The following is a 22,619-nucleotide window of genomic DNA, read 5'->3' on the forward strand; positions in this document are numbered from 1 at the left end:
CGCCACCTCAAAAATATTCCTTCAGCGCATGCAGCACACGGTTCATCAGTCCGGAGCCCGAAAACCGCGTGGTTCGGCGCTGTGCCTGGCTTAATCTGCGTATATCGACGGGGTCTGCGGCGGCATAAAGCACCAGACCGGCCAAAGTCGAAAAGCCCGGCGTGGAATGCGCTTCGGGCAGGCCCTTGATGGCCATGGGGCGCCCGATGCGCACCGGACGGCCCAAAGCCCCCTGCGCGAAATCGGCAAGCCCTGCCAGTTCAGCACCGCCGCCGGTGAAGACCACCTGCCCCGCCCCGGCCCCGGCAAAGCCCATGGCTTTCAGCACCCGGTTGACCTCATCCATCAGCCGCCCGAGCTGGGTGGTGATCACGGTGATCAGCTCGGCGCGGGGAATGCGGTTCTTGTCATCGGCATGGCGGGCCAGCTGGCCGCCTGTGCCTTCCTCGCCCGGGCCGTTGATGGGGATCATCTCGCGGTGATCCGCCGGGCTGGCGATGGCCGAGCCATTGACGCATTTCAGCCGCTCGGCCTGAAAACGGCGGATGCCGAAGGAGGAGGCAATCGCATCGGTGATATCGCCCGAGCCCATGGGAATGGTCGTGAGCCCCACCAGCATGCTCGCCGCAAACAGCGAGACGGTGGTGACTTCCGCGCCGAACTCCACCAGCGCCACGCCCAACTCGCGCTCTTCGGGTGCAAGGCAGGCGTAACCGGCGGCAATCGGCGAGGCCACCACAGAGGTCACCTGCAGATGCGCGTTCTGCACCGCCTCGGTCAGGTTGCGCACCGGGCCGCCATCGCCCAGCATCACATGAATATCCACGCCCAGACGCCCGGCATGCAGCCCCTTGGGGTTGGACACGCCATGCGCGCCATCCAGCGTGTAATGCGCGGGCTGGGCATGCAGCACCACGCGCCCGTCGGGCTGGATCACCCCGCAGGCGCCGGAGAGCAGATGCTCGATATCATCGTCCTCGATGCGGCGGCCGCCGATGTCGGCCTCGACCTGCGTGATCTGGCTGGTCAGCCCGGCCCCGCTGCAGCCGATGGAGACCGCCTGCACGCTGGTGCCAGCCATCTTCTCGGCACGCTCGATGGCGTCACGCACGGCATAGGTGGCGGCGTGCATGTCCACCACATAGCCGCGCTTCACGCCTTGCGCCGCGCGGTGCCCGCTGCCCAGCACCAGCAATTCGCCGGTTTCCGTGCGCCCGGCAATGATCGCCGAAATGCGGAAAGAGCCGATGTTGACCGCGCCAAAGGCACTGACGATCCGGGGTGCGACCATCAATGGGCGTCCTTGTGATGAGGCGCCTTATGGTCGGGGGCCTTATGGGCTGGGGTCTTATGGTCCGGCTTATGCGCGGCGGCGGGTTTGTGGGCAGGAGCCTTGTGAGCGGGCGCTGCCTTATGCGGCGCCGGGGTCGGCTTATGCTCAGGCTTGTGGGCCGGGGCTGGCTTGTGGTCAGGCTTGTGCGCAGGCGCAGGCTTATGGGCAGGCGCGGCTTTATGCTCGGGCGCGGGCTTATGCGCTTCATGCTTCACCGCATGCTCGCTCGGGCCGACATGGGCCAGCGCATTGCGGATCACGCCAACATGCTCGGCGGTTTCGTGATGCGGCGTGGTGGCCTTGGGCTTGCTGCCTGCCTGAGGCTTGGCGGCGGGCTTGGGCGCTTCGGGCTTGGCCTCGCCGGGCGTGGCGGTCGCATCCGCGTCCGGCGTGGGTGCAGCCACCGCCAGCGGACTGTCGGGCATGCCATTGGTCGAGCTGCCCGGCACGCGCATATAGATCCGGTCGGGCGAGCGCATATCGAAGGCCACCACACGGCCACCCAGCAGGCGGTTGGTGCCATCAAGCCGCGCAAAGGCCATCAGCGCATCGGCGCCGACCTTGTCACCCTCGGGCAGGGCCAGCACCTGATTGGTCTTGAAGGTGAGGTTCCAGCGGCGGTTGCCCACCCACTCGGCCTCGGCCACCTGCGGGCGCAAGGCGGGCGCGGCATCGAGCAGCGTGGTGAGATCGCCCACCTTATCCGCCACGCCATCGCCCGACAGCACCAGCTTGCCCTTGGCACGCGCGGGCGCGATGGGCTCCAGACGGTGGCCGCCCGCATCGATCAGCGTCAGCTTCTGGCCCTCGCGCAGCACGGGGCCGGGCTTGCGCTCGACGATATCGACGACCAGCGTATCAGGCAATTCGCGCGAGACGCGGGCGTCTTCCACCCAGCTCAATTGCAGCAGATCGTCGCGCACGGCTTCCAGATCGACCAGCGGCATGGCGCGGTCGCGCTGGGCCAGCACGCGTTCATAGACCTTCAGCTCGTTGAGATGCTTGACGCCATGCACTTCCACGCGGCGCACCTGAAACCCGGCCTGCGAGGCAATGGAAGCCACCTGCTGCGTGGCCATGGCGGGCACCCCGGCCAGCACCATCACCAGCCAGGCCAGACCCAAAGCACAGCCCAGAATGGTCACCAGAAAAATGCGGTGCAGCTGAGCCTCGCTGAAGGGCAGCAGCGCCAGCGCGCGGTCCAGCGCCGTGCCGGTGCGGGCACGCGCCACCGCCACCTTGCGGGCGTTGCTGGCCTTGCTGGCCTGCTTGCGGGCGCTGGCGCCGCCGCGTTTCAGCTTCTGGCTCATCGGTTGGTTTATGCCCCCTGCTTCGCCTTCGCGTCGCTCAACGCTTCGGCAACGATGGCCTCGACCAGATCGGCGTAATCCATGCCCAGATGCCGCGCCTGCTCGGGCACGAGGCTGAGCGGCGTCATGCCCGGCTGGGTGTTGACCTCCAGCAGGAACAGGCCTTCCACGCCCTGCTCATCGTCCCAGCGAAAGTCGCTGCGGCTGGTGCCCTTGCAGCCCAGCAGCTGATGCGCGCGCAGAGCAATATCCTTGCAGGCCTGAGCGATCTCTTCGGGGATCTCGGCAGGGCACATATGGCGAGTGAGGCCATCGGTGTACTTCGCATCGAAATCGTAGAATTCGGTGGTGGGGATCAGCTCCGTCACCATCAAAGCCTTGTCGCCCAGCACGGCGGTGGTGAGTTCCTTGCCGCGAATGAAAGGCTCGGCCATCAGCTCGGGGAAATGGTGCCACGGGCCCTCAACATCGCGCCCGATGGGATCGCCATAATTGCCGCTGGCCGTCACGATGGCCACGCCAACGCTGGAGCCCTCGCAGGCAGGCTTCAACACATAAGGGCGCGGCAGCGGGTCCTTCTCGAACAGCTCCGCGCTTTTGACGATGCGCCCGCCCGGCATGGGGATGCCATGCGGGATCAGCGCCTGCTTGGTCAGCTCCTTGTCGATGGCGATGACGCTGCTGGTCAGGCCGGAATGGGTGTAGGTCAGGCCCATCAGATCCATCATGCCCTGCACCGTGCCATCCTCTCCGGGAGCGCCATGCAGAGCGTTGAACACCACATCGGGCTTCGCCTCGGCCAACTTGAGGGCGACATCGCGGCCCATATCGATGCGCGTGACCTTATGACCCCGGCTTTCCAGAGCATCGGCCACGCCGTTCCCGCTCATCAGCGAAACGGGGCGTTCCGAGGACCAGCCGCCCATCAGCACGGCGATATGAAGGTGGGGCAGCTTGGTCACAGTGTCTTGCCTACTCGCTTGATTTCCCATTCCAGCTCGACGCCGGAGTTGTCTTTCACCCGGCGGCGGACTTCATCACCCAGCATCTCGATGTCCGCGCTGGTGGCCGTGCCGGTGTTGATAAGGAAATTGGTGTGCTTCTCGCTGACCTGAGCGCCGCCGATGGTCAGCCCCCGGCATCCGGCGCGGTCGACCAGCTCCCAGGCGCGCTCGCCCGGAGGGTTCTTGAAGGTGGAACCGCCAGTCTTGCTGCGCAGGGGCTGACTGGCCTCGCGGCTGGCGGAAATGCGGTCCATTTCGGCCTGGATGGCCTCGGATTCGCCCGGAACGCCACGAAAACGGGCGGAGACGACAATCGCCCCCTCGGCCAGATCGGAATGGCGATAGGTGTAGCCCAGCGCGGGCAACTGCAGAGTGGCCAGCTGGCCATCGCGCGTCACCACGTCGCAATCGACGAGGATATCCTTCACCTCACGCCCATAGGCGCCGCCGTTCATGCGGACAAAGCCACCAACCGTGCCGGGGATCGAGCGCAGGAATTCCAGCCCGGCAATCGCCGCATCGCGCGCCGTGGAGGAGACCAGAATACCACTGGCCCCGCCGCCGCAGTTCAGCGTCAGATCATCCAGCTTCTCGACCTTGGCAAAGGCCTTGCCCAGACGGACCACAACGCCCGGCACGCCGCCATCGCGCACGATCAGATTGCTGCCCAGCCCCAGCGCCATCACCGGCACATCGGCGGGAAGCTGCGCCAGAAAGCCGCGCAGGTCGTCCACGTCCTTGGGCTCGAACAGCCACTGCGCCACGCCGCCGCTCTTGAACCACACCAGCGGGGCCAGTGGAGCATCAGCCGTCAAACGCCCGGCAACAGGAGGCGGCGTCCAACTCACAGGCCCTTGCGCTCCGCAATGGCAGGCGCCAGCCCGGCAGCCCATTTGGTGATATCGCCCGCACCAAGGCACACGACCATATCGCCCGGCTGGATCACATCGGCCAGCGTGCCCGCCAGATCGTCGGCGCCCGCGATCAGATGGGCGCTGCGATGGCCCCGCGCCTTGATGCCCTGCACCATGGCGGCGGAATCGACACCATCGATAGGCTGCTCGCCAGCGGCATAGACCGGCGCGGCATAGACGATATCGGCATCGTTGAAGGCAGCGGCGAAATCATCGAGATGATCGCGCAGACGGGTAAAGCGATGCGGCTGCACCACGGCGATCACCCGGTTCTGCACGCTTTCACGCGCAGCCGCCAACACGGCGCGAATCTCGACCGGATGGTGGCCGTAATCATCGATGATCGTGGTGCCATCCACCTCGCCCACCTTGGTGAAGCGGCGCTTCACGCCCCCGAACTTGGCGAAGCCGCCCCGGATCACCTCATCGGCCACGCCCATCTCCACCGCGACAGCCACAGCGGCCAGCGCATTCTGGACATTGTGGCGGCCCGGCATCGGCAGCTCGATTCCCTCGATGCGCCGGAACGAACCATCGCGCTGGCGCAGCACAGCGGTAAAGCGATTGCCGCCGGGATAAGGCGTGACATTCTCACCGCGCACATCAGCCTGAGCGCTGAACCCATAAGTGATGACCCGGCGGTCCCGCACCTTGGGGATGATCGCCTGCACCTCGGGATGGTCGATGCACAGCACCGCCGCGCCATAGAACGGCACGTTCTCGATAAATTCGACGAAGCACTGCTTCACCCGGTCAAAGGAACCGTAGTGGTCGAGATGCTCGGGATCGATGTTGGTCACCACCGCGATGGTGCCGTCCAGACGCAGGAAGCTGCCGTCGCTTTCGTCGGCCTCCACCACCATCCAGTCGCTGGCGCCCAGACGCGCGTTGGAACCGTAGCTGTTGATGATCCCGCCATTGATCACCGTCGGGTCCACCCCGCCCGCGTCCAGCAGCGCGGCGACCATGCTGGTGGTCGTCGTCTTGCCGTGAGTACCAGCCACGGCGACGGTGTTCTTCAGCCGCATCAGCTCGGCCAGCATTTCGGCGCGGCGCACCACGGGCACGCGATGCTCCAGAGCCGCGGCCACTTCGGGGTTGTCACGCTTCACGGCGGTGGAGGTCACCACCACGGCGGCATCGCCAAGGTTCTCGGCGGCATGGCCGATCATCACCTTGATACCGCGCTGGCGCAGGCCTTCCACCACATAGCCCTCGGCAATGTCGCTGCCCTGCACCGTGTAGCCAAGGTTCGCCATCACCTCGGCAATGCCCGACATGCCGATCCCGCCGATGCCGACGAAATGGATCGTGCCGATGTCCGTTGCGACGCCCTTCATGCCAGCTGCCCCTTGGCCCCGGCAGGCACCGCAGCGGTGTCCACCTTGATCACATCCATCAGCGGCGCGGCGCCGAAGCTTTCCACCAGATCGGCCAGATCGGCAGCGGCATTGGGATGGCCGCAATTCCACGCGGCATGAGCGGCATTGGCCAGCGTCTCGGGACGCTGGGCCAGGGCCTGAATCTGCTTGGCCAGTTCCACGGCGGTAAATTTCTCCTGACGGATCGAGCGCGCGCCGCCCGCCACCACCATCTCGCGCGCATTGGCGGCCTGATGATCGTCGGTGGCGATGGGCAAGGGCACAAGGATGGCGGGGCGGCCCACAGCGGTCAGTTCCGCAATGGTGCTGGCGCCCGAACGACCGATAAACAGGTGAGCATCGGCCAGACGGGTGGCCATATCCTCGAAATAGGTCGCCAGCTCGGCGGGGATGTCATGCGAGGCGTAGCGCGTGCGCACGGCATCGATGTCCTCGGCGCGGCACTGCTGGATCACCTGCAGGCGGGTGCGCAGCGAGGGCGGCAGCATCGCCAGACCATCGGGCACCACTTCGGACAGCACCCGCGCACCCTGCGAACCACCGGTCACCAGCACGCGCAGCAAGCCGTCCTCGGTGAAGGGCGGGAAAGGCTGGTCACGCAGGCGCAGCACCTCCTCGCGCACAGGGTTGCCGATGACATGGGTCTTTTCGGCATATTTGGCGTCGAGCCGGTCGGTCTGGGCGCTGGCAGTGGCGATGGCATTCACCCGGCCCGCAAGGAAGCGGTTCACCCGGCCCAGCACGGCGTTCTGCTCATGGATCAGGCTGGGGATGCCCGCGCTGCTGGCCGCCAGAAGGGCAGGCAAAGCCGGATAACCGCCAAAACCGATCACCGCGCTGGGCTGGAAGCTTTCATAGAGGCGCAGCGCCATGCGGCGGCCTTCCATGATCGCCATCAGGCCCTTCACCCAGTTGATGGGGTTCTTGCCCTGCAGACGACCGGCAGGCAGCACATGCGCCGTCAGCCCTTCGGGGCGACCGGGGATCGCCGCCCCGCGCACATCCGTCACCAGCGCGACATGATGCCCGCGTCGCTCCAGCTCCACCGCCAGAGCGAAGGCGGGGATCAGATGGCCGCCGGTGCCGCCCGCGGCCAGCACATAATGGCGGGAGACCTGGGTCATGTCGGCGGGGCTCACTTCCTGGGGTTGTCGGTCTTGGACGGATAGGCGGTGGAAAAGGGCGAGACAAGATGCAGCGGCAGCCCTTTACCCTCGCTCTGGAACGGATCATGCGCCAGATAGGGGTTGCGCCGCGTGATCGCGAGCAAAAAGCCCACCCCCATGCACAGGGCGATGGTGGAAGAACCACCATAGGAAATCAGCGGCAGCGTCATGCCCTTGGAGGGGAAAAGCTGCAGATTGACCAGAATGTTGATGAAGGCCTGCCCGCCGATCTGCACCACAAGGCCGGTGCCCGCCAGCACGGTGAAGAGGTCTTCCTCCTGCGCCAGACGGATCAGCACGCGGGCCACAATGGCGAAATAGAGCAGCACCACCACGGCGCACATCAGCAGGCCGAATTCCTCGCCGATGACCGAGAAGATATAGTCGGTATGCGGTTCCGGCAGGGATTTCTTCTGCGTGCCGAGCCACAGGCCGGTGCCCGTCCAGCCGCCCGCCACCAAAGTGCGGAAGGCCAGATGGACCTGATCGTACTGATCGCCTCCGCCCGAGAGGTTGAGCAGGAAGTCGTCGATACGGTTGCGGGCATTGCCGTAGAACATATAGGCCAGCGCCACCACGCCCGCGGCGATCCCGGCGAAGAGGCCAATGCGCGCCGGGCTGAGCGGCAGGCCCGCCACCAGCAGCATGGTGAAGCCCACCAGCAGAAACAGCACCGTCGAGCCGAAATCGGGCTGGAGCATCAGCAGCACCGCCACAAGGCCCGTCAGCCCCACACAGATCATCATCACCGGCAGCTTGCCATCCCGCAGCTTCCACGAGAGAATCCATGCCAGACAGATCGCAAAGGCGGGCTTGAGGAACTCGGAGGGCTGGATGGTGATGCCCAGCTTCAGCCAGCGCTTGGCGCCGTTGATGTTGGCGCCGATCACCGGCACCAGCATCAGCGCCACCAGCATGGCGCAGCCCAAAATGATCCCCACGCGCCGCGCCTGTTCGCGGTTGAGGCGCGAGCAGACCAGCATGGCGATCAGACCGGCGGTCTGGAACCCGATATGCAGATAGAAGAAGTGCAGATCGCCAAAGCCCTTGCGCGCCATGGCCGGCGCATGGACCGCCGCCGGAGAGCCCGCCGCCACAGCCAGAGCGCCAATGCCCATCAGCGCAAAGATCAGCACCAGCAGCACACGGTCGATCTCGCGCCACCATGTCGCCCATTCGCCGCGACCGGCGCGCTTGGCCCAGCTGCCGTGGTCCTCACCGGCACCGGCGCCCGGCACATAGGGCGCAGGCGTCAGGACCGGCCCGGTGGCAGGGCTGCCCGGCGGCGGTGGGGTGGACGGTCCGGGCGGCGTGGGGGGCATGAGGTCAGCCTTCCTCGCCGTGAGCAGGGTCACCCTGCCCGGTCAGAACGTTGACGATCTGGCGGAAAGCCTCGCCGCGCGCCTCGAAATCGCGGAACTGGTCGAAGCTGGCGCAGGCGGGCGAGAGCAGCACCACATCGCCGGGCTTGGCCGCCTCGATGGCGCGGCGGATGGCCTCGCTCATCATCTCGGCGCGGACGACCGGCATATGGGGCGCAAGGATTTGCGCAAACAGCGGCCCGGCATCGCCAATCGTGTAAGCTGCGGCCACATTGGGGAAACCGCCCGCGCAATCGTCGAGATCCACGCCCTTGGGCAGGCCGCCGACGATCCAGTGCAGGCGCTTATGCCCCTCGACCGGCGGGAAAGCCGCCAGCGCGGGCGCGGTGGAGGCCGGGTTGGTCGCCTTGGAATCGTTGATGAAGATCACGCCATCGGATTCAGCCACGCGCTCCATGCGGTGCGGCAGGCCGTTGAAGCTTTTCAGCCCCTTTTCGATGGTGGCGTCATCCAGCCCCAACTCGCGCACGGCGGCGACAGCGGCCTGCGCATTGGCGCGGTTGTGGGGGCCGGCAAGGCTGGGCCAGTCGGCCTGATCGCCGGGCAGATCGACGCTCTCGATGAAGGTGAAGCGCTGGCCCTCGGGCGCATCGCGCAGCACATCCAGCGCCATTTCCGCCTTCATCTCGACCAGCGCCAGACGCCCAAGCGCCTGCATGCCGAACAGCCGCGCCTTGCTGGCGACATAGCCGTCGAAACCGTCATAGCGGTCCAGATGATCGGGCGTGAGGTTGAGCAGCACCGCCACCTCGCAATCGAGCCGCTGCGTCAGATCGATCTGATAGGACGACAGCTCCAGCACATAGACGCCCCCGGCAGGCAGCGGTTCCTGACCCAGAATGGGCAGGCCGATGTTGCCGCCCATGATCGCGGGGATGCCCGCCACCTCCAGCAGATGCTTCGTCAGCGCGGTGGTGGTGGATTTGCCGTTGGTGCCGGTGATGCCCACAACCTTGTGAGCGGGCAGGGAATCGCGGCTCTGGGCGAAAAGCTCGATGTCGCAGATCAGCGGCACGCCAGCGGCGCGGGCGGCATCGGCAATCGGGTGGCGGTTGATCGGCACGCCCGGCGAGACGACCATGCCCGCAAAACCGGTGAGGTCGATCGCCAAAGGATCGGCCAGCACCACCTTGTCGCCATGGAGATCTGCCACGGCATTGCGCGGCTCTTCCTTGGCGTCCCATGCGGTCACCTGCGCCCCGCCCGCCACCAGCGCGGCCACAGCCGTCTGGCCAGAGCGGGCCAGCCCCAGCACCGCGTAACGTTTTCCGGCAAAGGCGGGGGAGGAGATCATCGGATCAACGCAGCTTCAGCGTGGAGAGGCCGATCAGCGCCAGCACGATCGACACGATCCAGAAGCGGATCACCACGGTGGATTCGGCCCAGCCCTTCTGCTCGAAGTGGTGGTGGATCGGCGCCATGCGGAAGATGCGGCGCCCGGTGCGCTTGTAGAAGAACACCTGAATGATCACGCTGGCCGCCTCCATCACGAAGAGGCCGCCGATGATCGCCAGCACGATCTCGTGATGCGCGGCCACAGCGATGGCGCCCAGCGCGCCGCCCAAGGCCAGCGAGCCGGTGTCGCCCATAAAGACGGCGGCAGGCGGCGCATTGAACCACAGGAAGCCAAGGCCAGCGCCCATGATCCCGGCGCAGAGGATCGCCAGTTCGCCAGCACGCGGCACATGGGGAATGCCCAGATAATGGGTGTAGTCCACGCGGCCCGTCAGATAAGCGATGATCGCGAAAGCGCCCGCCGCGATGATGACGGGCATGGTGGCCAGACCGTCCAGACCGTCCGTCAGATTCACCGCATTGCCCGCCCCCACGATCACAAAGGCCGCGAAGGGGTAATAGGCATAGCTGAGCGGAATATAGGTGTTGGGCAGGAAGGGCACATAGAGGTTGGTGCCGGTGTGCTGCACGATGATCCATGTCGCCACGCCCGCCACCGCGAATTCGGCGATCAGGCGCACCTTGCTGGAGACGCCCTTGGTGCTGCGCTTGGTCACCTTGTCGTAATCGTCGAGGAAGCCGATCACGCCGAAGCCGATGGTCACGGCAAGGCAGGCCCAGACGAAGGGATCGGTCAGGTCCATCCACAGCAGCATGGATGCCACCAGCGAGATCAGGATCATCAAGCCGCCCATGGTGGGCGTGCCGCGCTTGGCCAGATGGCTCTGCGGGCCGTCCTCGCGGATCGGCTGGCCCTTGCCCTGCTTGGCGCGCAGCATGGTGATGAAGCGCGGGCCGATGAACAGGCCGATGATCAGCGCGGTCATCAGCGCGGCGCCAGCCCGGAACGTCTGGTAACGCACCAGATTGGTCAGGCCCGCAAAATGGAACCACTGGGCGAGGAAGTAGAGCATGGGCGTTCAGTATCGTCCGTTAAGCAGAGGGAGCGAGCAAGGTGGAAACCAGCTTGCCCAGACCGACAGAATTGGAACCCTTGACCAGCAGAGCGTCGCCATCGGCCAGCCCGAAGGCGACCAGACGGGCGATTGCCTCATCGGTGGTCTGGCAATGAGCGAAGGGGATGGGCTTGCCAAGCGCGGCTTTGCCCTCTGTCCCCAGCTCCTCGGCCAGCGCCGCCATTTCCGGGCCGACCAGCAGGGCGAAATCAACCTTGGCATCCGCGATGGGCGCCAGCAGCTGGGCATGGAGCGCCGGGCCGAAATCGCCCAGCTCCTTCATGGCGCCCAGCACGGCGATGCGACGCTTGGCCTTCTCCGCCCCCAGCACCGCCAAGGTGGAGCGCATCGAGGCCGGATTTGCGTTGTAGCTTTCATCCATCAGCAGCGCGGTGCCGCCATCCTTGGTGGTGATCTCCACCCGCGCACCGCGCCCGGCCAGCCCTTCCAGCTCGGCCATGGCCAGACCCGCCGCGCCGAAATCGGCACCCACAGCGCGCACCACGGCCATCACGGCGAGCGAGTTGATCACCCAATGCTCACCGGGCGAGGCCACGGTGTAGCACAGACGAATGTCGCCCAGATCGGCCGTCACCAGCGATCCGCCGCTGCGTCCGCCCATCCCGGGCGAGGCCAGTGCATCGAGTAGCCGCACATCGGCATGCGCCGCGCGACCGAAAGACAGCACCTGCGCGCCCTTGGCCAGAGCGGCGGCCTTCAGGCGCTCGAAATAGGGGCTGTCAGCGGGGATGACGGCGGTGCCGCCCTCGACCAGACCTTCGAAGATTTCCGCCTTGGCGTCGGCAATCGCCTCTTCCGAGCCCAGATTCTCGATATGGGCCGGGGCGATGTTGGTGATCACCGCGACATGCGGCTTCACCTGCGCCGTCAGGCCGGAGATTTCCCCGGCATGGTTCATCCCCATCTCGAAGATGCCATAGAGCGTGCGCGCGGGCATGCGCGACAGGCTGAGCGGCACGCCGACATGGTTGTTGTAGCTTTTCACCGAACGATGCGCCCCGCCCCGGCTCGACCGGTCGAGCGCGGCATAGATCGCCTCTTTCACGCTGGTCTTGCCGACCGAGCCGGTGACGCCGATGATCTTCGCCTCAGGCAGCACGCGGGCACGGGCGGCAGCGCCCAAGGCCTGAAGCGCGGCGAAGCTGTCCTTAACCAGCACATGGGGCGCATCGACGGGATGTTCGGCCACGACAAGGCTGGCGCCGCGCGTCATGGCGGTGGGGATGAAGCGGTGGCCGTCCATCGCCTCGCCGCGCATGGCGAAGAACAACCCGCCCTCGCCGATCTCACGCGAGTCGGTGGCGACATTGGCGATAAAGCAGTCTTCGCTCGTGGTGCCGCCGATGGCTTTCGCCACGCTGGCAGCATCCCACAGGGCGGTGGGCAGCGCATCTGCGGGTTCTTCGGGCCAGTCCATGATGCGGGCCTTTTTCGTCATCATTTTAACTCCTGCGCCCCCGCGACCTGTCCGGCATATTCACGGGCGACGGCCACATCGTCGAAAGGCAGCACGCGCATCGCATCGCCGCGCCCCACGATCTGGCCTTGCTCATGTCCCTTGCCCGCGATCAAGACGATATCCCCCGCTTCGGCCAGAGATATCCCCCGCGCAATGGCCTCACGCCGGTCACCCACCTCAAACACCTCGGCCAGAGGCGCGTCCATGCCGGCCAGAATGGCGGCGCGGATGGTGGCGGGGTCTTCCCCGCGCGGGTTGTCATCGGTGACGATGGCGATGTCGGCGTGATCAGCGGCGATGCGGCCCATGGCGGGGCGCTTGCCCTCATCGCGGTCGCCGCCCGCGCCAAAGACGACGATCAGCTGGCCATGCACATGCGGGCGCAGCGCGGCAATTGCGGCTTCCAGCGCATCGGGCGTATGGGCGTAATCGACATAGGCGGGCGCCCCGGCGCGGTTGAGCCCGGCGCGCTCCAGGCGGCCACGCACCGGTTGCAGGCGCGAGAGGCCATCGAAGACCTGCGCCGCGCCGATGCCGCTGGCCAGCGCCAGCCCGGCGGAGACCAGCGCATTGGCGGCCTGATAGGCGCCGATCAGGGGCAGGTTGATGGTCCTGGTAACGCCCTCATGCTCGACAACCAGCTGCTGCCCCAGCAGGCCCGGCGTGCGGCTGACAAGGCGCAGGGTCTCGCCCTTCTCGCCCACGGTAAGCAGGCGCAGGCCACGCTGCCTGGCCACAGCCATCGCGCGGTCCGACCACTCATCATCGGCCCAGATCACCGCTGCGCCGCCCTCTTCCACCACTTCAGTGAAAAGGCGCATCTTGGCGGCGAAATAGTCCTCCATATCGGCGTGATAATCGAGGTGATCGCGGCTCAGGTTGGTGAAACCGCCCGCCACCACGCGCGGCCCTTCATTGCGATATTGCGAGAGACCGTGGCTGGAGGCCTCATAGGCGACATGGGTCACGCCCTCACGCGCCAGCCCGGCCAGATTGGCGAGGAACGTCACGATGTCCGGCGTGGTCAGCCCGGTGTAGGTCGTTTCCTGAGGCGTGGTGACGCCCAAAGTGCCGATGCTGGCGGCGGGATGGCCCGCCATGCGCCACAGCTGGCGGGTCATCTCCACGCAGGAGGTCTTGCCGTTGGTGCCGGTGACGGCCACCAGCGTTTCCGGCACGGGCTGATAGAAGCCAGAGGCCAGCTGGGCGAAGGCCAGACGCGGTTCGGCGGCGGCGATATGGATCGCGCCTTCCACCTTCGCCTCGGGGCGCGCCACCACGGCGACAGCGCCAGCGGCCACGGCGGCGGGAATGAAATCCTCACCATTCACGCGCAGGCCGGGAAACGCGCCAAAAACGTTACCCGGCGCAACCTTGCGGTTATCGATTGCAAAGCCGGTGATGTTCACATCGCCGGAAGGGGGGCCGGAAGGGGCAAAACCGGTGACGCCAAGGTCACCGGTTTCGTTGAAACCTTCAAGTCCCGCCTGCGCGGCCAGAGCGCCCAGCTTCATTCGCCTTGTCCATTCGCAATCAACGGGGCAATATCGGAAATGTCGATATCGCGGGTCTGATCAGGCATCACGCCCAACAAGGGTCCGATCTTGGGAATCAAGCGCCCTACGATGGGTGCGGCATTCCATGCGGCAGTCCGCTGGTAGGAGGTGGCGGCATTGCGCTGCGGCTCGTCCAGCGTGGAGATCACCACATAGCGCGGCTTGTCCATCGGGAAGGCCGCGGCGAAGGTCGTGACCACCTTGTCCTTGTGATAGCCATGGGCGTCCGAACGCTCGGCGGTGCCGGTCTTGCCGCCCACGCGGTAGCCCGCCGCATTGGCGCTGCGGCCCGTGCCGTTCGAGACGATGGCGCGCAGCAGCTGGCGGATGCGCGCGCTGGTGCTGGCCTTCCAGATGCGGCGGCCTTCGGGGATATGGCCCGGGTCCAGCTTGAACAGCGTGGCCGGGCGCCACACGCCGCCATTGACCAGCGCGGCATAGGCACAGGCCAGATGCAACTCGGTGATCGAGATGCCATGGCCATAGGCCACGGTGGTGTTGCTGACCCGCGTCCACAGACCATGCGAATCCGGCTTGGGCCAGATGGGGGCGCCACGCGCGGGCAGCTCGATATGCGGACGCTCGCCAAAGCCAAGGCGATGGAAGGTGTCCATCATGCGCTGCGGGCCGATCTGGTCGCCCAGCTGCGCCAGCACGATGTTCGAGGAATGGATCAGCGCCTCGGGAATGTTCAGCGAGGCGCCAAAATTCGCGTCATCATGCACAAGGTGGCCGCCCACCTCGCGCTGGCCGCCCGCCGGGAAGCGCGTGGCCATATCGCGCAGCACGCCATTGTCGATGGCCACAGCCACGGTGATCGGCTTGATGACGCTGCCCAGCTCGAAGGGCTGGCTGGAGATCAGGTTGAAGGTGTGCTTGGCACCCTCGGCATCGATGGCATTGGGATTGAAGGCGGGCAGCGAGGCCAGAGCCACCACCTCGCCGGTGTCCACATCCATCACGATGCCCGCCGCGCTGCGCGCCTGAGCGCGCGCCAGACCCCAGGCGAGGTCGGCTTCCAGAGCGCCCTGCACGCGCGCATCGATGGAGAGCTGCATCGGCGTGCCGCGCTGCGCCGGATCGGTCAGGCGCTGGTCATAGACCTTTTCGAGGCCGACCTGCCCGTGCCCGTTGTTGTCGACAAAGCCGAGGATATGCGCGCCCATCGATCCTTGCGGATAGTAACGCTCATTCTCGCGCGGGAATTCCAGCGCGGGCTCACCCAGCGCGTGAACGCGGTTGGCCTCGTCCGGCAGGATGCGGCGGCGCAGATAGCCCGGCTCATCGCTGGAGAGCCGCTTGGTCAGCGCATCGACATCCTCATCGGGGAAGATGCGGACCAGCGCCTGCGCCACTTCCTTGGGGCTGCGCACCAGCGCACCGCCCTCACCCGTGCCCAGCGCCTTGGGGTTGAACCACAGGGCATAGGCGGGGAAAGCGCGGGCCAAAGACATGCCGTTGCGGTCGATAATCTCGGCGCGGCGCGCGGTGTAGGCACTGCTCGGCACATCGGCGCGACCGGTCTTGGTCAGCCCCAGATGCATAATACGGATTTCCGCGATCAGCGCGATCAGCGCAAAGCCGATCAGCACCAGCAGGGTGCGCCAGCGCGCCACCGTGAGCGCGCGCGAGCGTTGATGCACCAGATCGACGCGGCTGGCCGAAATCACCGCATTATGGCGCTGCCCGATGCCGATCACCGTGGCACTGGCGCCATAGCGCATCGAGACCGCGCCATTGGCCGGCACCCCCAACGGCACATGGCCCAAGGCGCGAACCTCAGGCCTGTTACGGCGCGGTTGATCGCCACCCGACTGATCATCAAGGGGCCGCGTGGCCATCGCGCTTACTCCGCGTGCTCGCCGGAGAGCGAACCGACCTGCGAGAGGCGATCCTCAAGCTGGCTGGCCCGAAGCGGCTTGCGCACGCCATCGCGGGGCACCTCGCCCGCCACCGCCGAGCCGATGATGCGCCCGGCCAGCGGCTGCACCGCCGACACGATGCCCGGGCGGCCATCGGCGTCGGCACTGGCCACGCGGATCTGGGGCGGTGCGTCAGGCGAAGCCGCCTTGCCCAGCACGGCGAGCTGACGCTCATTTTCCAGATATTGCGCGGGCTTGGGCGCTTCGAGGCCGAAGTCCACATCGTTGAAGGCGGTGAGCTGCTGCTGGCTGGCGCGGGTCTGGAACTCGGTGTCGAGCAGCATCTTCTCGCGGTTCAGCTCGGTGATCTGGCGGTCGGCCAGACGCACTTCGCTCTTCACGGCGTTCACCCGCACGGTCAGCGCCATCATCAGGGCAAAACAGATGGTCAGCGCCATGCCCCAGCCGATGGTGTGCAGGCGGTCACGGGTCATGATCATGCGGACCTCCGAAGTCGCGCGGGAGTGGTGGTGCGGGTGGCGTGGCGCAAGGTGGCGGAGCGGGCACGCGGATTGCGGTCCAGCTCCTCCTGCGAAGGACGAATGGCTTTGGAAACCTTGGTGAAGACCGCGGGCGGTGCCTCGGCAGCGACGGGCACATAGCGCGAGGTGGCGGGCACATCGCCGCTGGCCGCCTTGAGGTACTGCTTGACCATGCGGTCTTCCAGACTGTGGAAGCTGACGATGGCCAACTTGCCCTCGGGCGCCAGCAGAGCCTCGGCGGCGGACATGGCCGCCTCCAGCTCGCCCAGCTCGTCGTTCACATGGATGCGGATCGCCTGAAAGCTGCGCGTTGCCGGGTCTTTGGGCATATGCGGCTTGTGGCCCAGCGCGCGGCGAATGATGTTCGCCAGTTGCCCGGTGGTCTCGATGGGGCGCGCGCCGACGATGAAACGCGCGACACGGCGCGACTGGCGCTCCTCGCCGTAGCGGAAGAGCACGTCGGCGATTTCGGCTTCATCCGCCGTGTTGACGAAATCGGCGGCGCTGGGGCCGTCCTGTTCCATCCGCATATCGAGCGCGGCATCCATCGAAAAGCTGAAGCCACGCTCCGCCTGATCGAGCTGCATCGAGGAGACGCCGATGTCCAGCGTGACGCCGTCGACTTGGCGCACGCCTGCCTCGGCCAGCGCTTCGGCCATTTCAGAGAAGCGGCGGGGGTGCAGGATCAGGCGCGGGTTCTCGCCCTGCGCCTCGGGCCAGAGGCGGCCATTGCGGATCGCATCGGGGTCGCGATCGAAGGCATGCACGGTCGCGCCCGCCGCCAGCAGGGCGCGGGTGTAGCCGCCCGCCCCGAAGGTGCCATCGACCACCACGGCGCCGGGGCGCGGTGCAAGGGCGGCAATCACCTCAGCGATCAGCACGGGAATATGCGGGGCGTCGGCGGGGGTGAGCGCGACGGGATCGAGCGCGGGATCGAGTTCGGGGCTCATTTGCGCGCCCCCTCGGTCAGGCTGGCGCAGGCGGCCTGGGCACTAGCCCATTGCGGACCGTCCTGACGGGCGAGCACTTCGGGCGACCACAGGGTGAAGAAGGGACCGGCACCCTGATAGTAGATGGCATCGCCAATCCCGCCCAGTGCACGCAGGTGAGCGGGGATGATGAAGCGGCCCGAACCGTCGAAGCTGATTTCCGCGCAGTCGAAGAGCTGGAAATAGCGCATGTCGCGGTCGAAAGGCTGGCTGGCGCGGGCGGCCATTTCTTCCTCGCGGTCGATCTGACCCATCAGCCCTTCGCGGCGCGACAGGCCATAGCCGATCAGGCAGTCCCATTTGTCATGCTTGGAGACCAGCAGCAGGCCCTTGCCCTCGCTCGATTCGGTGACGGTCTTGCGGAATGCGGCGGGCAGCACAAAGCGGTCCTTGTCACCCTTCGGCGAGAAGCCCTGACCACTGTATATGACCGGCTTGCCAGTCACCCCGTCTCTTCCCCGTCGCTAAAAAAGCCCCATGAGCGAAGGACAAAGAGCCACGATCCGGCGCGGCGCCCGATACGCCAACACCGACTGCCTTTCAGCAAACGCCGTGAATCCCTGTCCCGATGCGCAATACTTACCGTTTCGTGTGCGGGCAGGGAAGCCACATTGCGGGAATTTATGCCACCTTATGCCCGAAAGACAATCATAACATTGTTTTTAAAAGGATATTTTTGAAAATGCGGGGAAAGCATGATAACCAAAAACTTACCATAACACCCCGCAGAGAAACCACGACGGCATGAAGCAGGCTGAAAAAGCGCCATTTTACAAGGATGAATGCATCCATACCCGCATCTTCCCATAGGCCGATCCGGGCTTTCCCCAAGACTTCCCGCATTTTCCCCGATCCGAAATGCATGGTGATTCGCGCGCATAAAAAAAAGGCGCGCCGATCGAGTCGGAGCGCCTGCAAAAGCCATGGAATCTGGAGAAGGCCGAACGTGTCAGGCCACTAGAAGACAGCCCGGCACAAGATGGGCAGACAGAGGATCAATGCCCGGCGGGATGGGGCGCAGGATGCACCTTGGCCGCAGTATCGGGCATCATGCTGATATCGGCCAGCGGATCGGTGTTGCCCGCCGCCCCGCCGCTGTTGGTCATCACAGCCTTGCTGGAGGCCGCCATCGCCGCCTCATTCGCCTTAGCATGGTCCATGATGATGTTGGCCAGCCCCACCAGCAGCAGCATCAGCGCCAGACCGAACAGCCCGACCTGCAGCCGCTGCATCGCCTGAGATCGCAATTCGCGCGGCGAGGAACTCACCGCGAGTTGCGGCGTCACGCCTTCGAGCGGGGTTCCCGCCACAGGCGCTCCAGCAGCGATGGAGATGTGCGAACCGAGGGTCATTAAACCCTGTTTACATCATTATGACAGCCAGGGGAAGACCGGTAAGCCCTTCGCTTCCAACCAGTTCCGATTGAACAGCGTGGAAAGATAGCGGAAACCCGTGTCACACAGGATGGTCGCCACGCGGACATCCTTGCGGCCTTGCGCCACCAGCTGGCGACCCAGCGCCACCGCGCCTGCCACATTGATCCCGCTCGACAGACCCAGCGCCAGACCTTCATCGGCCAGCAGCTTCTCCACCCAGACCAGACCTTCGGCATCCGAAATGCGGAACTGCGTGTCCACCGGAGCGCCATCCAGATTGGCGGTGATGCGCGCCTGACCGATGCCCTCGGCCACGCTGTTGCCCTCGGCCTTCAGCTCTCCGCAGGCGAAGTAATTGTAGAGCGCGGCACCATGTGGGTCGGTCAGGGCGATGGTGATGTTTTCATCGAAGGCCTTCAGGCCCATGCCGGTGCCCGCCAGCGTGCCGCCGGTGCCCGCCGCGCAGGTGAAGCCATCGATGCGGCCATCCATCTGTGCCCAGATTTCCGGCGCGGTCGATTCGATATGCGCCTTGCGGTTGGCGATGTTGTCGAACTGGTTGGCCCAGATCGCACCCTCCGTCTCCTCGGCCAGACGGCGCGAGGTATGCACGAAATGGCCCGGATTGCTGAAGGGCGCCGCCGGCACCAGCACCAGCTCGGCCCGCAGCGCGCGCAGCGTGTCCATCTTTTCCCGCGATTGCGTCTCGGGCATGACGATGATCGTCTTGTAGCCCAGCGCATTGGCCACCAGCGCCAGACCGATGCCGGTGTTGCCCGCCGTGCCCTCCACAATGGTGCCGCCGGGCTTCAAAATGCCGCGCGCCTCGGCATCGCGCACAATCCACAAAGCGGCGCGATCCTTCACGCTCTGCCCCGGGTTGGCGAATTCGCACTTGCCCCAGATCTCGCAGCCCGCCGCCTCGCTGGGGCCCTTCAGAAGCACCAGCGGCGTGTTGCCGATCAGATCGAGCGTGGAGGATTGAACGGGCGGAACGGGGGGCGTTGCAGTCATGGTGGCCATGGCTAGAAGCCCGCGCGGGCCAGCGCAAACGAATTGCGCTTTGCCCGGCTAAAGCATGGCTGGGCCCCCTGCCCTGTCAGCCCTCGGGCGCGATGGTGACGGTCAGGCCGTCCAGATCCTCGGTGATCGGCAGCTGGCACGACAAGCGCGAGGTGGCGTTGCGCTCATCGCTGCTGTCCAGCAGATCGTCCTCGTCGGCGCTGACGGGCGGCAGCTTGTCGGCAAAAGCGGCATCGACAAACACATGGCACGTCGCGCAGGAGCAGCAGCCGCCGCACAGCGCCAGCATCTCATCGAAACCATTGTCGCGAATCGCTTCCATCAGCGTGGTGCCGACGGTGGCTTCGATCTCGCGCGTGTCACCACTCTGGCCGACGACCGTGATCTTGGGCATGTTTCAGACTTCCCTCATGATGGCGCCGCCACTCTTGCGCAGGAAACCGGGCCGGTATGGCGACAAATTCGAGCCGCTGCTAAAGGCTGGCCCGGTTATTTGCAATGGCGGGCACCATCGATCCCGTCATATGCCTTATAGGAAAACGATCATGGGCCTGAGTGCCGCCGCCATCCGCACCGGGCTGGACGCCATCGCCGCCAAAACCCCCGCCATCGGCGAAGCCATCACCCGCGTCGGCTATCCCGAGCCGCGCATCCGCAACCGCGGCTATGCCACCATGCTACGCACCATCGTGGGCCAGCAGGTGAGCGTGGCGGCGGCCTCCTCCATGTGGACCAAGCTGACGGGCACTTTGGGCGAGGATATTCCGCCAGACCTGCTGCTGGCCGCCGATTTCGATGCGCTGCGGGCCTGCGGGCTGTCTCGGCAGAAGCAGAGCTATGCACGCTCACTGTGCGAGCTGGTGCTGGCCGGTGAGGTCGATTTCGATGCCCTGCCCGCCGACGATGAGGAGGCCATCACGCTGCTGACGCAGATCAAGGGCATCGGCCGCTGGTCCGCCGAGATCTACCTGCTGTTCGCGGAAGGCCGCGCAGACATCTGGCCTGCCGGTGATCTGGCGGTGCAGGTGGGGCTGGGCAAGCTCTTGAGCATGGAAGAGCGCCCGAGCGAAAAGCTGACTCGCGAATTGGCGGAAGGGTGGCGGCCTTATCGTGGGGCAGCGGCGATTTTTACATGGCACTGCTATAACAATGCGGCTTTGTAAGGGGATTTAAGAAGAGAAATGCTAGGGTGTTACACCCTCGCGCTCCCATGAATGTCTACCGCGCGCCACGGGTTCAGCCATAGAGCAACGTCGCAGCGCCGCAGGCAGATAGTCTTGGCAATTTTAGAGCCTGCGGCGCTTTAGGTGGCGCAGGTGCATAGGCGGGGCGCAACGATCGTGCGCCACTGCCCCTTCGTCGGAAGACGTCATGGGAGCGCGAGGGGGTACGACCCGCGCCCCACCCGTCGCATCGAAGGCATGAAAGTCGGCGCGAGGCGGCAGCCCGTACCCCCCTCGCATCTTTCCTTTTCTATCTCTTTTTCATCCCCTATCGCCTCCATGATGCAAACCGCTGCCCTTATTGCCTGGGAACTGTCCTGCCGCCGGGGCGACCGCTGGCTGTTCCACGGCCTCGACCTCAGGCTGGAACAGGGCGAGGCGCTGCATCTGACAGGCCCCAACGGCGCGGGTAAAACCTCGCTGATGCGAATGCTGGCGGGGCTGCTGCGCCCCTCCCCCAGCCTGTCGCCGCGCGATCCGGCCAAGGCTGGCAGCATTGCGTGGGAAGGCACCATCGCACTGGCCGATGAACGCCCCGCGCTCGACCCTGCGCAACCGCTGGGCAAGGCGCTCGCCTTCTGGCGTGGCATCGATGGCCCGCGCGACTTGCCGCTGGAACGGCTCGGGCTGGACACGCTGCTCGATGTGCCCGTGCGCTACCTCTCCACCGGCCAGAAGAAGCGCGCCGCGCTGGCGAGGCTGATCGGCCAGAACGCGCAGAACTGGCTGCTGGACGAGCCGCTTAACGGCCTCGATGTGGCGGGCGTCGCCCTGATCGAAGAGCTTGTGGCCGAACACTGCGCGCAAGGCGGCAGCGCCATCGTCACCTCACACCAGCCCATCCGCCTGCCGGGCGAAAAGCGCCTGAACATCGCGGATTACGCCCTGTGACCGGCGCCCTCCTCGCCATCCTGCGCCGCGACCTCGCCCGCCTGCTGCGCGGCGCCCATGGCGGCGCGCTTGGCAGCGGCATCGCCCTGCCCATCCTGTTCTTCCTCGCTGTCGCCATCATCTTCCCCTTCGCCGTCGGGCCCGATCCGCGCCTGCTCGCCCGCGTGGGCGGCGGGGTGATCTGGGTCGCCGCGCTGCTGGCCGCCATCCTCCCGCTCGACCGCCTTGTCGAACCCGACATCGAGATGGGCTTCTTCGACCAATGGGCCCTGCGCGGCATCGCCGAGGAAGGCGTGATCGCCATGCGCGTGATCGCCCACTGGCTCAGCTTCGCCCCCGCGCTGATGCTGGCCACCCTGCCCGCCGGAGCGCTGCTGGGCCTCGACGGCGCGCAACTGGGTATGGTGGAACTGGGCCTGCTGGCGGGTACACCGGGTTTGGCGGCTTTGGGCGTGATGGTCGCTGCGATCACGGCGGGTCTTAAAGGCGGCGCCGCGCTGGCCGGGCTGCTGGTGATCCCTCTGGCGGTGCCGATCCTGATCTTCGGCGCGGGCGCTCTGGCCAGCGGCGGCGGAAGCGGCATCGCCCTGTGCGGAGCGGCCAGTCTGGTGCTGGTGGCTTTGGCGCCTTTTGCCGGGGCCGGGGCGATCAGGGCTGGAAGATAAAAAGGAAATGCGAGGGCCATCGCCCTCGCGCTCCCTTTAATGTCTGCGTGGGCCCTACGGGTTCAGCCATAGAGCAACGTCGCAGCGCCGCAGGCAGATAGTCCCAACAC

General features: G+C 66.0%; 21 protein-coding genes. 3 read left to right on the plus strand and 18 right to left on the minus strand.

Translation table 11 applies throughout. The features are described 5' to 3' along the window. Positions 1–7: 7 nt before the first annotated feature. The 18 genes from ftsA to HGK27_RS14730 form a co-directional block, all read right to left on the minus strand. Positions 8–1,291, minus strand: coding sequence for a cell division protein FtsA (gene ftsA / locus HGK27_RS14645; protein ID WP_206241487.1), 1,284 nt, complete (start codon positions 1,289–1,291; stop codon positions 8–10). After that, complete coding sequence (locus HGK27_RS31055) at positions 1,291–2,643, minus strand: FtsQ-type POTRA domain-containing protein (RefSeq protein WP_241127185.1); 1,353 nt, start codon at positions 2,641–2,643, stop codon at positions 1,291–1,293. The genes ftsA and HGK27_RS31055 overlap by 1 nt, the downstream gene beginning before the upstream one ends. 8 nt (positions 2,644–2,651) lie before the next feature. Continuing rightward, positions 2,652–3,635 carry a D-alanine--D-alanine ligase gene (locus HGK27_RS14655; RefSeq protein WP_206241489.1) on the minus strand — a complete coding sequence of 328 codons (984 nt, stop codon included), beginning with the start codon at positions 3,633–3,635 and terminating at the stop codon, positions 2,652–2,654. Then, on the minus strand, positions 3,602–4,495 hold the full coding sequence (gene murB / locus HGK27_RS14660) for a UDP-N-acetylmuramate dehydrogenase (RefSeq protein WP_241127187.1): 894 nt from the start codon (positions 4,493–4,495) through the stop codon (positions 3,602–3,604). The genes HGK27_RS14655 and murB overlap by 34 nt, the downstream gene beginning before the upstream one ends. After that, positions 4,492–5,901, minus strand: coding sequence for a UDP-N-acetylmuramate--L-alanine ligase (murC, locus tag HGK27_RS14665; protein WP_206241491.1), 1,410 nt, complete (start codon positions 5,899–5,901; stop codon positions 4,492–4,494). The genes murB and murC overlap by 4 nt, the downstream gene beginning before the upstream one ends. Further along, positions 5,898–7,067, minus strand: a complete 1,170-nt coding sequence (murG, locus tag HGK27_RS14670; protein ID WP_206241492.1) for an undecaprenyldiphospho-muramoylpentapeptide beta-N-acetylglucosaminyltransferase — start codon at positions 7,065–7,067, stop codon at positions 5,898–5,900. The genes murC and murG overlap by 4 nt, the downstream gene beginning before the upstream one ends. 11 nt (positions 7,068–7,078) lie before the next feature. After that, positions 7,079–8,431 (minus strand): FtsW/RodA/SpoVE family cell cycle protein, encoded by a 1,353-nt coding sequence (locus HGK27_RS14675; protein ID WP_206241493.1) that lies wholly within the window; start codon positions 8,429–8,431, stop codon positions 7,079–7,081. Between the two features lie 4 nt (positions 8,432–8,435). After that, positions 8,436–9,785 carry a UDP-N-acetylmuramoyl-L-alanine--D-glutamate ligase gene (gene murD / locus HGK27_RS14680; protein ID WP_206241494.1) on the minus strand — a complete coding sequence of 450 codons (1,350 nt, stop codon included), beginning with the start codon at positions 9,783–9,785 and terminating at the stop codon, positions 8,436–8,438. A 4-nt stretch (positions 9,786–9,789) separates the two neighbouring features. After that, complete coding sequence (gene mraY, locus HGK27_RS14685; RefSeq protein ID WP_206241496.1) at positions 9,790–10,860, minus strand: phospho-N-acetylmuramoyl-pentapeptide-transferase; 1,071 nt, start codon at positions 10,858–10,860, stop codon at positions 9,790–9,792. Positions 10,861–10,879: 19 nt separating this feature from the next. Continuing rightward, positions 10,880–12,361, minus strand: a complete 1,482-nt coding sequence (locus HGK27_RS14690; protein ID WP_206243231.1) for a UDP-N-acetylmuramoyl-tripeptide--D-alanyl-D-alanine ligase — start codon at positions 12,359–12,361, stop codon at positions 10,880–10,882. After that, complete coding sequence (locus HGK27_RS14695) at positions 12,361–13,896, minus strand: UDP-N-acetylmuramoyl-L-alanyl-D-glutamate--2,6-diaminopimelate ligase (protein ID WP_206241498.1); 1,536 nt, start codon at positions 13,894–13,896, stop codon at positions 12,361–12,363. Before HGK27_RS14695 ends, HGK27_RS14690 begins: the two co-directional genes overlap by 1 nt. Then, on the minus strand, positions 13,893–15,662 hold the full coding sequence (locus tag HGK27_RS14700) for a peptidoglycan D,D-transpeptidase FtsI family protein (protein ID WP_206243232.1): 1,770 nt from the start codon (positions 15,660–15,662) through the stop codon (positions 13,893–13,895). Before HGK27_RS14700 ends, HGK27_RS14695 begins: the two co-directional genes overlap by 4 nt. A 122-nt stretch (positions 15,663–15,784) precedes the next feature. Continuing rightward, positions 15,785–16,300 carry a hypothetical protein gene (locus HGK27_RS14705; RefSeq protein WP_206241499.1) on the minus strand — a complete coding sequence of 172 codons (516 nt, stop codon included), beginning with the start codon at positions 16,298–16,300 and terminating at the stop codon, positions 15,785–15,787. Continuing rightward, a complete protein-coding gene (gene rsmH / locus HGK27_RS14710; protein ID WP_206241501.1) occupies positions 16,297–17,292 on the minus strand; it encodes a 16S rRNA (cytosine(1402)-N(4))-methyltransferase RsmH in 996 nt (331 codons plus the stop codon). The genes HGK27_RS14705 and rsmH overlap by 4 nt, the downstream gene beginning before the upstream one ends. Next, positions 17,289–17,777, minus strand: a complete 489-nt coding sequence (locus HGK27_RS14715) for a division/cell wall cluster transcriptional repressor MraZ (RefSeq protein ID WP_241127188.1) — start codon at positions 17,775–17,777, stop codon at positions 17,289–17,291. Before HGK27_RS14715 ends, rsmH begins: the two co-directional genes overlap by 4 nt. 549 nt (positions 17,778–18,326) lie before the next feature. Beyond that, entirely contained in the window at positions 18,327–18,683 is a 357-nt protein-coding gene (locus tag HGK27_RS14720; RefSeq protein ID WP_206241503.1) for a hypothetical protein, read from the minus strand. A gap of 18 nt (positions 18,684–18,701) precedes the next feature. After that, a complete protein-coding gene (locus HGK27_RS14725) occupies positions 18,702–19,721 on the minus strand; it encodes a cysteine synthase A (protein ID WP_206243236.1) in 1,020 nt (339 codons plus the stop codon). An 85-nt stretch (positions 19,722–19,806) separates the two neighbouring features. Then, complete coding sequence (locus tag HGK27_RS14730) at positions 19,807–20,124, minus strand: 2Fe-2S iron-sulfur cluster-binding protein (protein ID WP_206241505.1); 318 nt, start codon at positions 20,122–20,124, stop codon at positions 19,807–19,809. Positions 20,125–20,275: 151 nt separating this feature from the next. Between HGK27_RS14730 and HGK27_RS14735 the strand changes: the two genes are divergently transcribed. The 3 genes from HGK27_RS14735 (at position 20,276) to HGK27_RS14745 (ending at position 22,509) form a co-directional block, all read left to right on the plus strand. Continuing rightward, positions 20,276–20,893 carry a DNA-3-methyladenine glycosylase family protein gene (locus HGK27_RS14735; RefSeq protein WP_206241506.1) on the plus strand — a complete coding sequence of 206 codons (618 nt, stop codon included), beginning with the start codon at positions 20,276–20,278 and terminating at the stop codon, positions 20,891–20,893. A gap of 342 nt (positions 20,894–21,235) precedes the next feature. Further along, on the plus strand, positions 21,236–21,844 hold the full coding sequence (gene ccmA / locus HGK27_RS14740) for a heme ABC exporter ATP-binding protein CcmA (RefSeq protein WP_206243238.1): 609 nt from the start codon (positions 21,236–21,238) through the stop codon (positions 21,842–21,844). Beyond that, a complete protein-coding gene (locus tag HGK27_RS14745) occupies positions 21,841–22,509 on the plus strand; it encodes a heme exporter protein CcmB (protein WP_206241508.1) in 669 nt (222 codons plus the stop codon). The genes ccmA and HGK27_RS14745 overlap by 4 nt, the downstream gene beginning before the upstream one ends. Positions 22,510–22,619 lie beyond the last annotated feature (110 nt).

This window comes from Novosphingobium terrae, from assembly GCF_017163935.1.
Taxonomy (GTDB): domain Bacteria; phylum Pseudomonadota; class Alphaproteobacteria; order Sphingomonadales; family Sphingomonadaceae; genus Novosphingobium; species Novosphingobium terrae.